Below are 12,282 nucleotides of genomic sequence, written 5' to 3'. Positions count from 1 at the left end.
AACAGCATTATGACAACACTATGAAAAATAAATCTCTACTATTGGCTGTGTCAGCGCTTTTGGGTGGTGCAGTAAGTTTAAGTGGCTGTGGCCCCAAGCCAGTTGATAAAAAAACCGAACAAATGACATTGCAATCGGAAGTGGCGCCAGTGAGCAAACCCGTTGTTTATCAAGTATTCACAAGGCTCTTTGGCAATACTAAAACAGAGAACAAACCTTGGGGAACGCTAGAGGAAAACGGCGTAGGCAAGTTTTCTGATTTTACTCCTACGGCATTACAACAAATCAAGGCGATGGGGGTGACCCATGTTTGGTATACCGGCGTGCTCCATCACGCAGTAGTGACGGATTATAGCAAGTATGGGATCAGCCAAGATGATCCTGATGTTGTAAAAGGCAGAGCGGGTTCACCTTATGCAATAAAAGATTACTACAACGTTAACCCTGATCTTGCGAATGATCCTTCTGCACGACTGGCTGAATTTGAAGCCTTAATCAAACGCACACATGACGCCGGCTTAAAAGTGATCATTGATATTGTGCCAAACCATGTCGCTCGTAACTATGAGTCACTCGGTGCGCCTAAAGGAACTGTTGATTTTGGCACGAATGACGACACGCAAGTTGCATATGCTCGGGACAATAATTTTTATTATGTGGTTGGTGAGGAGTTTACCGTACCAACGAGTGAAAGCTATCAGGTGTTAGGTGGTGGATCTCATCCATTGGCGGATGGCAAATTTGCAGAAAATCCAGCAAAGTGGACCGGTAACGGTGCTCGTGCGGCAAAGCCTGATATTAATGATTGGTATGAAACCGTCAAAGTGAATTACGGTGTTAAGCCTGACGGTAGCTACGATTTCGAACGCCTCCCTGACGATTATGCTCAGCAGGATTACCGTGCACATTTTGAATTTTGGCAACACAAGCAATTGCCAGATAGTTGGTACAAATTTCAAGCCATTACTCACTTTTGGTTAGAAAAGGGCGTAGACGGTTTCCGTTACGATATGGCGGAAATGGTGCCAGTAGAGTTTTGGAGCTTCTTAAACTCGTCGATTAAAACAAAAAATCCTGAAGCTTTCTTGCTTGCAGAAGTCTATAACCCCACTTTATATCGCCCGTATATCAAGCAAGGGAAGATGGATTACCTCTACGACAAAGTGGGTTTCTACGACACCTTGAAGGCGTTAATGCAAGGCAAAGGTAGTGCTCAAGCCGTGTTGGATAGTCATCAATCGGTAGCCGATATTGCCCCCCATATGTTGCACTTTTTAGAAAACCATGATGAGCAGCGTATCGCAAGCCCTGAATTTGTAGGCGATCCGCTAAAAGGTAAACCCGCTATGGTGGTTAGTCACCTGATAAGCACAGCACCATCAATGATCTATTTTGGACAAACATTAGGGGAAGACGGCTCTGAGCAGGCGGGGTTCGGCAGTCCAAGCAGAACCAGTATCTTTGACTATATTGGTGTACCCGAACATCAAAAATGGATGAATGACGGGAAATTTGATGGCGCGCTACTTTCAAATGAGCAAAATGCACTTCGTAATTACTACGTCAAATTACTCAACCTTGCAAAACAGCCGGCAATTGCGGCTGGTGAATACCAGCAAGTCGCCCTGATTGCTGAGATGCCAAGCAATGCTGAAACAGTCATGGCATTTGGCCGTAAATTAGGTCAACAAAAGCTGTTGGTCGTGAGCAACTTTAATGCAGAACAAGAACAAATAGTCACCGTAAATCTGCCTAAAGAGTGGGATGGTGTTTATAACGATATTTTAGAGTCACACCCGACTTTACAATTACAACCAACAACTGATGGCGAGCACGCCAACGCAACGATTACGCTAGCACCGCTTGCCAGCGTGGTTTATCAATTAGAGAAGTAACCTATGCAACAAGAACAACAAAAACCACAACTCAGTTTTTGGCAGATATGGAATATGTGCTTTGGGTTTCTTGGGATCCAATTTGGTTTTGCACTGCAAAACGGCAATGTGAGTCGTATTTTTCAAACCCTCGGTGCTAAGGTCGATGACATCCCTATTTTGTGGGTTGCAGCGCCCTTAACAGGTTTAATCGTGCAGCCAATTATCGGCTACTGGAGTGATAGGACATGGGGAAAACTTGGCCGTAGAAGACCATTTTTCTTGTGGGGAGCTATCCTTACCACGCTATCGCTTTTCATCATGCCCAATTCTCCAACACTATGGATTGCGGCGGGCATGCTGTGGATAATGGATGCGTCTATCAACGTCACGATGGAGCCGTTTAGAGCATTAGTAGGTGATAATCTGAATGAAAAGCAACGTGCTACAGGGTATGCGATGCAAAGCTTTTTCATTGGTGTTGGTGCCGTGGTCGCGTCTGCGCTGCCTTGGATGATGACCAATTGGTTTGAGGTGAGTAACACAGCTCCTGCAGGACAAATCCCTGACTCGGTAAAATACGCATTTTACTGGGGGGGAGCTATCTTGTTCATCTCCGTATTGTGGACGATTCTAAAAACGAAAGAATATAGCCCTGAGCAACTCGCAGCCTTTGAACAAGCGCAAACGAATACGCAAAGCGCAACACTGTCAGACTTACCTGTGAACTTTTTAAAAGGCAGTGCGGTGAGCGGTTTCATTGGCGTTATTGTGTTGCTTGCCGTTGCACTTCTTGGCCTTGAAAAAGAGCTTTATTTGCTCAGTGGGCTGCTTATCGCTTTTGCAATTGTATTTGTCATTGCGCATGTGATGCAGCAAAAACAGCGTGTAAGTAATGGTTTTTATCATGTTATTTTTGACTTGTTTACGATGCCAAAGACCATGCAGCAGCTTGCTGTGGTGCAGTTTTTTAGCTGGTTTTCGCTATTTTCCATGTGGATCTATACCACCTCAGCGGTGACGAGCTATCACTATGGCACGTCAGATGTAACGAGCAAGCTTTATAACGACGGTGCTGATTGGGTCGGGGTGTTATTTGCAGCCTACAATGGCTTTGCTGCTATTGCTGCGATGCTGATCCCATTCATGGTTAAGCGCATTGGTCTCAAAGGGGCACATGCAGCTAACTTGTTTTTTGGCGCCGTGTCTTTAATTAGCTTCAAATTTATCGCTGCTCCCACATTACTTTGGTTGCCCATGGTGGGCATTGGCTTTGCTTGGGCATCTATTTTGTCATTACCTTACGCGATGTTAAGTAACGCTTTGCCAAGCAACAAAATGGGTGTATTTATGGGGATCTTTAACTTTTTTATCGTGATCCCACAATTACTCGCCGCCAGTATTCTAGGTCTAATTCTGCGTCATGGTTTTGATAACCAACCGATATTCGCACTCGTCATCGGAGGCGTGTCATTTTTACTCGCTGCATTAGCTGTTTCAAGAGTCACGATAAAGGCTCAATAAGGAGAACGAGATGATTAAACTATCAACAATCGCACTTGCCTTGGTAAGTGTTGGCCTCATGGGTTGCGGATCACAGCAATCTGGCAATGAAACCCTGACGGCACCAGGTACACCTGGCGTTAAACCTTATTGGTCATATTCTGGAAAAACGGGGATTGGTACGTCATACGAAGCTTACGAAGATGGCAAGTACAGCGATTCTACGGCTACTAAAGCAGTTTCAAAGGTATGGTTTTCTGTTGCAAAAGGGATGATCACAGAGACCATGTTTGGACTTATTCACCAAGCGCAGATCAAAGACATGCAATTTATCATCGTGGGTGACGGCTTTGCAGTGAAAGAATCTGATACTGACGCTCTAGATGTCACGATTGACTATCTTTATAAAGATGCCAGTGGAAGACCGTTATCGCTTGCTTACAAAATTTTAAGCAAGGACAAACAAGGTCGCTTTACTCTTGAAAAGCATATTTTCACCGACCCTGATGGACAAACCTTGTTTGTAAGAGCAAAAGTAGATACTGATCTCAAAGATGTACAGGCTTTTGTGAACGTTAACCCATACGTGAATAACAATGGTTTAAACGATTTTGCAAAAGTGACAGAGCAAGGTTTGCTAGCATGGGAAGGTAAGAACTATCTCTCATTGCAGAGCAAAACCGCCTTTGTAGAGGCATCTGTCGGTTTTACTGGCACCAGCGATAATTTAGCGTCACTTGAGTCTACAGGACATATAGCCCAAGCTTATGCGTCTACAGGCAAAGAGAGTGGCAACGTTAACTGGTTGGCAAACCTAGGACACGTCAAGGGCAGCAGCACCTTTGACCTTACCTTGAGTTTTGGTCACTCTCAGCAGCAAAGCTTTGCTGAAGGGGAAGCCACATTAGCCAAAGGTTACGATAAGGTACTGGCTGACTATAATGGTCAAGGTGAAGCGACAGGCTGGCAAGATTATCTCGAAAGTTTAGCGCCACTAAAGTCCATGACGGCAAATACCGCAGACAACGGCAAGTTACTTTACACCAGTGCGCTTGTGCTTAAGGCGCAAGAAGATAAAACCCATGCCGGTGCGTTGATAGCATCGTTGTCAAATCCATGGGGTGACACAGTGCCAGCAGAGCAAGGCCATACTGGTTATAAAGCAGTATGGGTGCGTGATTTTTATCAAGTAGCGATGGCATTTTTGGCGATGGGAGATAAACAAACAGCACTTACTGCTTTTGAGTATCTAGAAAAAGTGCAAGTTACGAATAAAACACCGGGTAACCATGGTGATACTGGCTGGTTCTTACAAAAAACGCACGTAGATGGCGAGCTTGAGTGGGTTGGAGTACAGCTTGACCAAACAGCAATGCCGATTATGCTGGCATGGAAACTGTGGCAAGCGGGTGTGCTAAGCGATGATAGATTGGTTTATTGGTACAACAAGATGTTAAAGCCTGCAGCTAACTTCTTAGTTGAAGGGGGACTGGCTAAAATATTGTGGAATGACACGCAAATCACACCGCCTGCGACGCAACAAGAGCGTTGGGAAGAGCAAAATGGCTATTCACCATCGACTACCGCGGCAATCATTGCAGGCCTTGTGACGGCGAGCGACATTGCTAAATTGGCCGGTGATAAAGCGGGACAAGAGAAATTCCTCGCGACGGCGCAGCAGTACAATCGTGATGTTGAGTCATTCATGTTCACAACCAAAGGGAATCTGCAAAGCAAACATAGTGACGGTCAATATTTCTTCCGTATTGGACAAGACGAAAACCCTAATTCCAGTACGACCTTAAATGCCAATAATGGCCGCAGCGGAATGGATAAGAAGCAGATCATCGACGGTGGCTTCTTGGAACTTGTGCGTTATGGGGTTAGAGGGGCTGATGCCCCGAGCATCGTGGCTACTATACCTGAATACGATGATGAATCGATAGCTGAAAACTTAAGAGTAAAATATAGCTTTAAATTTGACGGCGATGTTAATAGTTATCCAGGGTACCGCCGTTACGGTAACGACGGTTATGGTGAAGATGAGAAGCGCGGTATCAACTATGCCGAAAATGGTCAGAATACCGATGGCCAACGCGGTCGAGTGTGGCCTTTCTTTACCGGAGAGCGTGGTCACTATGATATTGCGCTGGCGCTGCTTGATGGTGAGTTAAGTGCGGATGAACAGAGCAAAATACAAAATACTTATGTGAAGGGGATGGAGCACTTTGCTAATGAAGGCATGATGTTACCTGAGCAAGTATGGGATGGTGTGGGTAAAAATACCTTTGGCTATCAACTTGGCGAAGGAACGAACTCGGCGACGCCTTTGGCCTGGACACATGCTGAATACGTAAAGTTAGTACGTTCTCTTAATGAAAAACAAGTGTGGGATCACTACCCAATCGTAGAAAGTAAACTGAAATAACAAACAGTAAGTAAACACATAAAAAATGCCGAAGATAGGTTCGGCATTTTTTATTCGATTCCGCTGAAGATCTAGCTATCGCGAAGATTGTCTAATAATAAGTTTGGGCGGTAAGAGGGTAGAGGCTACCGCTTCACCTCGGATAAGCGTAAGTAAGTTATCGACCAGCATTTGTCCTGCCAATGTGGTGTTTTGCTGCACAGTAGTTAAAGAGGGAGAAACATAACCCGCTGCGGCAATGTTATCGAAGCCAACGACATGGACATCATGAGGGACGCGAACACCTGCTTCTTGAAGCGCCTTAATCGCGCCAATAGCAATGAGATCGCTAGCTGCGAAAAGCGCGTTAAATTTAACATTGTTGGCGATTAAGGAGCGAGTTGCATGATACCCAGAGTCTTCTGTGGAAATCGCATTTGCCATCTTACGGTCGCTCACCTCAATACCTTTTGCTTTAAGGGTGTCTCTAAAGCCTTTAAAGCGCGCAAAAAATTCTGGGCTGTGATCCGAAGCATCGCCAATAAACGCACAATCTGTTCTGACCATGTCGATTAAATGCTTTGCAGCCAATACACCACCACCGTAATTGTCGCAGCTCACAGTTAGGTCTGGACGGTTATCAACCGTTGCCCCCCAACAAACAAACTTTGTGTGGTTGTCGAGTAGAGTTTGTAACTTTGACTGGTAATCGATGTAATCACCATAGCCTAGTAAAATTAACCCGTCAGCACGGTGACTATCCTCATAATCGGCATGCCAATCACTGCTCGTCGATTGGAACGATACTAAAAGGTCATAGCCTTCTTTTGCACACGCTCGGGTAATACTGCCAAGCATACTTAAAAAGAAAGGATTAATTTGCGACTCATCTTCTGTGGGATCTTCAAATAACAGCAAAGCTAATGTACTGCTTTGCTGAGTGCGCAGATTACTCGCGTTTTTATCGACCTTATAGTTAAGCTTTTTAGCAATCTCATGAACGCGACGACGAGTTTCTTCGTTAACCAAAGGGCTATTTCTTAGGGCGCGCGACACCGTAGATTGCGAAACGCCAGCATAATGGGCGATATCAAATGAAGTTGCTTTACCTTTCATGTTCTTCTCAACGCTTAAGACAGTGACATTGTCAGCCATTCAATTTTTTTTTCAACCAATTTCACCGAATTTGCAAATTTTTATTGATACAGTCTGACACCGGTGTCATAATGTCGATGTTTTATCATTTTGTTGTCAAAACGTATTTGGCTGCCCTATGCCAAGGGCAGCATTTTTTTACCAAATTAACAGAATAACAGGTAAGAACAAAAGCCAAGGCGTGCAAATTTTGGCGAGTTGAGACAATAAATTGCAGGACGTGTGCTGGCAGCCCTGATGTTAGCCCAAGCATAATCGCAGTGATAAAGAGATAATAATATGAGCCAGACAACAAGCCATTCATCCGTGCCGTTTGAGCCGATTGTCGTTGCCGACATCGGGGGAACAAACGCCAGATTTGCAATCGTGTCAGATTTCGATACGCGAACTAACCATTTTGTAATTACGCATCAAGCCACTTTTCCTAGTGCTGAATTCCAGTCCTTTGAATCCGCTATCCAAAAATATTTAACTGAGCTACCTGTAGCGCAGCCAAGCCGAGCCTGTCTCGCGGTTGCCGGTCCTATCAAATCTCAGCAAGTTCATTTAACTAATTTAGGTTGGCATTTTAATTCCGAAGACATCAAAGCCCAGTTCGATTTTACCGAGCTTGCCGTGATCAACGACTTTGCTGCTTTTGCCTATGCGGCGCCCTACTTAGCACTAGAGAAAAACCTAGTGATTAAGCAAGGTCAGCCTGAGCTAGGCGCAAATATCGGTGTAATGGGTCCTGGTACTGGATTTGGTGCGGCTTGTCTTGCTAGAGATATTAATGGCAGCGCGGTGATGAGCTGTGAAGCAGGACATATCTCACTTGCGCCGGTTACCGCCTTAGACAAAGAGCTGTTAACGGTACTGCGCGCGAGTATTCAACATGTCTCAGTCGAGACGGTGTTTTCGGGCCCAGGTATTGCGAGACTCTACAAAGCCATGGCAGAAGTGCGTGGTGAGCAAGCAAAAGATCTTAATGCGGCGCAGATCAGTGCGCTTGCGAAAGAATGTAAAGTGTGCGATGCAACATTGAGTCACTTCTGTGACTGGATGGGTAGTGTGGCTGGCGATTTAGCACTGACTTTTGGTGCCTTAGGTGGTGTTTATATAGGTGGTGGGATCTTGCCGCGGATGAAAGAGCGATTACAAGCAAGTAGCTTTGTTGAACGCTTTACCGAAAAAGGCATGATGTCACAGTACACGAGCCAAATTCCAGTTACTTTGGTGGTACAAGATAATATCCCACTGATTGGCGCAGCAGCATGTATTCATGAGCGACGCCGGGCTTAAGGGAAAATCGATGAAAAAAGTAACTATTAATAGCGTTGCCGAATATGCCGGAGTGTCTAAAAAGACAGTATCTCGGGTATTAAATAACGAGCCAAATGTTAGTCCAGCAACGCGGGAAAAAGTCCTGAAGGTCTTTGAAGAGCTGAATTATAAGCCTAATCCTATCGCACGCGGTTTGGCACAAAATCGTAGCTTTATCATCGGTTGTTTATACGACAACCCATCAAAAAGCTATATCACGCGAGTGCAAAGTGGTGCGCTGGAAGCGTGTCAGAAACATAGTTACAATTTATTGATACATCCTTGTGAACTGCGCGGCCAAGACCTTATCGACAATGTCGATCAGCTGCTTACCACATCGAGACTTGACGGTATTGTGCTTACTCCGCCGTTTTCAGACTCCAACGAGCTTATTGTTTTTTTAAAGCAGCGTAATATTCCTTATGCACGCGTTGCTTCAGCCATTGAAGGCGATGACTCGATTTCAATTCGCAGTAATGACGAGCAGGGCGCTTTTGAGTTAACTGAGCATCTGATCAATTTAGGTCATACCGAAATTGCCTTTATTAAAGGTCACCCTGATCACAGCGCCACGGAAAATCGGTTCTCTGGTTACCAAAAAGCACTAGCAAAGCATGGTATTGAATATCGAGAGCGGTTAGTTGCAGAAGGTAACTTTAGTTATCACTCAGGTGCAGACAGTGCAAAAGCCATATTGGACTTAGAGCCAAGACCAACGGCTGTATTTGCATCAAACGACTACATGGCTGCGGCCGTGTTAAAACTTGCTACGCAGCGAGAGATCAAAGTACCCGAGCAGCTATCTATTGCTGGGTTTGATAACGCACCTATCGCAAGGCATATTTGGCCGGGTCTGACGACGATAGCACAGCCTGTGGAAGAAATGACTCGGATAGCGGTAGAAGAGCTGATTAAGCATATATCTCAGCCGCAAGAAGCACCGTTTCAGCAAGTTTTAGAAGCTAAACTCATCACTCGAGAGTCGACGAAAGCACGCTCGAATTCATAACTTTTTCAATTTTTATACTTGCCCCAAAGCTCAACGCTTAGCCGTTGGGCTTTTTATTTTCGCAGCTACTAGGGAAACGTTGCGGACTAGATAAATGCGCAGATCTATGTCGCGATAATCAGGCTCGCTGACCCAGCGATTAAAGGCCATGTTACCAAGTTAAGGCTCATTGATAACTTTGCTATCAAATAATGATTTCGCTCAATCATTAATATTATTCTTTTTGTCATAATAATTACTAATAAAATCAGTTAGGTAATGATTTTAATGCCGCAGATATCGGCAAAGTTTTAAGTGGTTATAATTTGGTCATTTTAAAAAGTTAGACTAAATTTATAAGAAGGGTTGACACCGGTGTCAGCTTTATGCGTAAATATAGTGACACCGGTGTCAGGTTGGGGTGAGAGACAACCTGATAGCGTACCTTTGAACGGGTAAATCAAAGCAGCTCTGTACAAGGATTACCACGAATGCTGGTAATCGTGCAGAGCCTTTTTCCTCTAACACTAGAGAGTCAGTAATATGTTGCATCCACGAATTCAGGAAGTCACCGAACGCGTCATTGAGCGAAGCAAAGCAACACGTCAAGCCTATTTAGCTCGAATCCAACAAGCAAAAAAACAAACGCGCGTACGAGCAGGACTGGGCTGTGGAAACCTAGCACACGTAATGGCTGCTTGCTCAAGCAGTGACAAAGCACGTCTGAAAGAAGACGAGCAACCGAACCTAGCAATTATCAATTCGTACAATGACATGTTGTCTGCGCACGAACCTTATAAAGAATATCCAGATTTAATTAAAGCAGTGGCAAACAAGTTTGACGCGACTGCGCAAGTAGCGGGTGGTGTACCTGCTATGTGTGACGGGGTTACCCAAGGCCGAGATGGCATGGAACTGTCTTTGTTCTCTCGTGATGTCATTGCCATGTCAACAGCAGTGGCGTTATCACACGATGTCTTTGATGGGGTTTTCTGTCTTGGTGTCTGTGACAAAATCGTCCCAGGACTATTAATCGGTGCTTTGTCTTTTGGCCATTTGCCGATTTTCTTTTTACCAGCAGGTCCAATGCAATCAGGGATCCCGAACAAAGAAAAAGCACGTATTCGTCAAAAGTTTGCACAGGGCTTAGTCAGCCGCGAAGAGTTACTGGAAGCTGAAAGTGCTTCATACCACAGTGCAGGTACTTGTACTTTCTACGGTACGGCGAACTCGAACCAGATGCTAATGGAGATCATGGGTCTTCACTTACCTGGTAGCTCGTTTATCAATCCATACACAGAATTAAGAGATGGCTTAACGGCGAGTGCGGTTGAGACCATGCTAACTCAGCTACTTGATGGTAAAAGCGGCAATGCACTTGCGGATATCGTGAGTGAAAAAACCGTGATCAATGGTTTGGTCGGTTTGTTGTCTACTGGTGGTTCTACCAATCATGCCATTCACTTAGTCGCAATGGCAAAAGCGGCTGGCGTGCAAATCACGTGGAAAGACATGGCGGATTTGTCTGAAGTAGTGCCGTTATTAACGCGTATTTATCCAAATGGTCATGCCGATGTAAACCACTTCCAAGCGGCTGGTGGCATGGGCTTCTTAATGCGTGAATTAAGAGATGGCGGCTTCTTACACAATGACGTAAAAACGATTGTGGGTGAAGGGCTTGATGCTTATACGATGGAACCATTACTGGATATCAACAGCAATGTGATCATCAGCGATAACCAAGGTCCTGCCAAAGTGAAGTGGGTACCAGTACCTGAGAATTCACTGGATGAAGAAGTACTTCGCCCAGTAGCAAATCCATTTAACAAGCAAGGCGGCTTGCAACTACTTAATGGTAATTTGGGTAAAGCGGTGATTAAAGTGTCTGCGGTACAAGAGCAGCATCAAACGGTGACTGCACCGGCGAAAGTATTCAGCTCTCAAAGCGAATTACAAGAAGCCTTTAGTGCTGGCAAGCTTAACCAAGACTTTATTGCCGTGATCAAAGAGCAAGGCCCTAAAGCGAAAGGTATGCCTGAGTTACATAAACTGACACCTGTCATGGCTACATTACAAGACCAAGGTTTTAAAGTGGCGATTGTGACAGATGGTCGTATGTCTGGCGCTTCGGGTAAAGTACCAGCGGCGATCCACCTTGCGCCTGAAGCGGTTGAAGGTGGTGCAATTGCAAAAGTACACGAAGGTGATTTGATCACCTTAAATGCACCAAAAGGCGAATTAGTGTTACACGTTTCTGATGAAGAAATGGCACAGCGCGAATTACAGCTTTCACCGCAATCGCAAACATTTGGTACGGGTCGAGAGCTATTCTCAGGATTTAGACACGTAGTGAGCAGTGCAGATCAAGGCGCATGCTCATTTGGCATCGAAGAATAATAACAGTGGGAATGAGGGTGAGCATGAGTATTAAAGAGATATTGTCAGCAGCACCAGTGGTTCCGGTTATCGTTATTGATAACCTAGAAGACGCGGTGCCGCTTGCCACGGCATTGTTTAATGGTGGCTTAAAAGCACTTGAAGTTACACTTCGTACTCCGGTGGCAGCGCAAGCGGTAAAAGACATTAAAGCGGCTTTACCTGACGCCTATGTTGGTACTGGTACGGTAGTGGATAAGGCAACCTTTAATGCCTCTGTAGAAGCCGGCGCTGACTTCATGGTAAGTCCAGGTGTCAATGATGAATTATTGGAACTGGCTAAGTCGTCAAGTATTCCATTTCTTCCTGGTGCTGCAACGCCAAGCGAAGTGATGAAGCTTGCAAGTCACGGCTTTGAATTCTTAAAGTTTTTCCCTGCAGAAGCCGCAGGTGGTGCACCAATGCTTAAATCCATTGGCGGACCAATTCCACAAGTAAAATTCTGTCCAACGGGTGGTATTTCGTTGGCAACTGCACCTAAGTATCTTGCACTCGACAATGTGGTATGTGTGGGCGGTACTTGGATGCTTGATAAAGCACTTATCGCAAACAAAGACTGGCAAGCCATTGAAGCGCTTGCGAAACAAGCAAGTGAAGTAAAATAGATTAGGGGACAG

Annotated in this window: 8 protein-coding genes; 7 read left to right on the top strand and 1 reads right to left on the bottom strand. The window is 45.1% G+C overall.

What is annotated here, in order from left to right; all coding sequences use genetic code 11:
• Nucleotides 1-20: 20 nt before the first annotated feature.
• Genes NO992_RS07050 through NO992_RS07040 form a run of 3 tightly spaced genes read left to right on the top strand, consistent with a single transcriptional unit; the run spans nt 21 to nt 5,805 of the window.
• Complete coding sequence (locus NO992_RS07050; protein WP_371375533.1) at nt 21-1,895, top strand: alpha-amylase family glycosyl hydrolase; 1,875 nt, start codon at nt 21-23, stop codon at nt 1,893-1,895.
• A 3-nt stretch (nt 1,896-1,898) separates the two neighbouring features.
• Nucleotides 1,899-3,398 (top strand): MFS transporter, encoded by a 1,500-nt coding sequence (locus NO992_RS07045; RefSeq protein WP_371375530.1) that lies wholly within the window; start codon nt 1,899-1,901, stop codon nt 3,396-3,398.
• A 10-nt stretch (nt 3,399-3,408) separates the two neighbouring features.
• On the top strand, nt 3,409-5,805 hold the full coding sequence (locus NO992_RS07040; RefSeq protein WP_371375527.1) for a glycoside hydrolase family 15 protein: 2,397 nt from the start codon (nt 3,409-3,411) through the stop codon (nt 5,803-5,805).
• A gap of 75 nt (nt 5,806-5,880) precedes the next feature.
• On the opposite strand, the gene NO992_RS07035 is transcribed toward NO992_RS07040, so the two are convergent.
• Nucleotides 5,881-6,900: a LacI family DNA-binding transcriptional regulator gene (locus NO992_RS07035; RefSeq protein WP_010378014.1), complete on the bottom strand. Its 1,020-nt coding sequence runs from the start codon at nt 6,898-6,900 to the stop codon at nt 5,881-5,883.
• Nucleotides 6,901-7,218: 318 nt separating this feature from the next.
• Between NO992_RS07035 and glk the strand changes: the two genes are divergently transcribed.
• From glk to NO992_RS07015, 4 genes are all read left to right on the top strand, one after another.
• Nucleotides 7,219-8,220: a glucokinase gene (gene glk, locus NO992_RS07030; protein WP_010378016.1), complete on the top strand. Its 1,002-nt coding sequence runs from the start codon at nt 7,219-7,221 to the stop codon at nt 8,218-8,220.
• 10 nt (nt 8,221-8,230) lie between these two features.
• Nucleotides 8,231-9,250 (top strand): LacI family DNA-binding transcriptional regulator, encoded by a 1,020-nt coding sequence (locus NO992_RS07025; protein ID WP_371375524.1) that lies wholly within the window; start codon nt 8,231-8,233, stop codon nt 9,248-9,250.
• Between the two features lie 522 nt (nt 9,251-9,772).
• Nucleotides 9,773-11,626 carry a phosphogluconate dehydratase gene (edd, locus tag NO992_RS07020; protein ID WP_039495544.1) on the top strand — a complete coding sequence of 618 codons (1,854 nt, stop codon included), beginning with the start codon at nt 9,773-9,775 and terminating at the stop codon, nt 11,624-11,626.
• Nucleotides 11,627-11,649: 23 nt separating this feature from the next.
• Nucleotides 11,650-12,270, top strand: a complete 621-nt coding sequence (locus NO992_RS07015) for a bifunctional 4-hydroxy-2-oxoglutarate aldolase/2-dehydro-3-deoxy-phosphogluconate aldolase (RefSeq protein ID WP_010378022.1) — start codon at nt 11,650-11,652, stop codon at nt 12,268-12,270.
• The last annotated feature ends 12 nt before the right edge of the window (nt 12,271-12,282 follow it).

This window comes from Pseudoalteromonas sp. DY56-GL79 (assembly GCF_041414765.1).
Taxonomy (GTDB): Bacteria; Pseudomonadota; Gammaproteobacteria; order Enterobacterales; family Alteromonadaceae; genus Pseudoalteromonas; species Pseudoalteromonas piscicida.
This window is presented reverse-complemented; position numbering and strand designations above follow the sequence as displayed.

Coding starts and splice junctions, on each gene's coding strand:
- NO992_RS07050 (WP_371375533.1), top strand. CDS start 21: ATGAAAAATAAATCTCTACTATTGGCTGTGTCAGCGCTTTTGGGTGGT.
- NO992_RS07045 (WP_371375530.1), top strand. CDS start 1,899: ATGCAACAAGAACAACAAAAACCACAACTCAGTTTTTGGCAGATATGG.
- NO992_RS07040 (WP_371375527.1), top strand. CDS start 3,409: ATGATTAAACTATCAACAATCGCACTTGCCTTGGTAAGTGTTGGCCTC.
- NO992_RS07035 (WP_010378014.1), bottom strand. CDS start 6,900: ATGAAAGGTAAAGCAACTTCATTTGATATCGCCCATTATGCTGGCGTT.
- glk (WP_010378016.1), top strand. CDS start 7,219: ATGAGCCAGACAACAAGCCATTCATCCGTGCCGTTTGAGCCGATTGTC.
- NO992_RS07025 (WP_371375524.1), top strand. CDS start 8,231: ATGAAAAAAGTAACTATTAATAGCGTTGCCGAATATGCCGGAGTGTCT.
- edd (WP_039495544.1), top strand. CDS start 9,773: ATGTTGCATCCACGAATTCAGGAAGTCACCGAACGCGTCATTGAGCGA.
- NO992_RS07015 (WP_010378022.1), top strand. CDS start 11,650: ATGAGTATTAAAGAGATATTGTCAGCAGCACCAGTGGTTCCGGTTATC.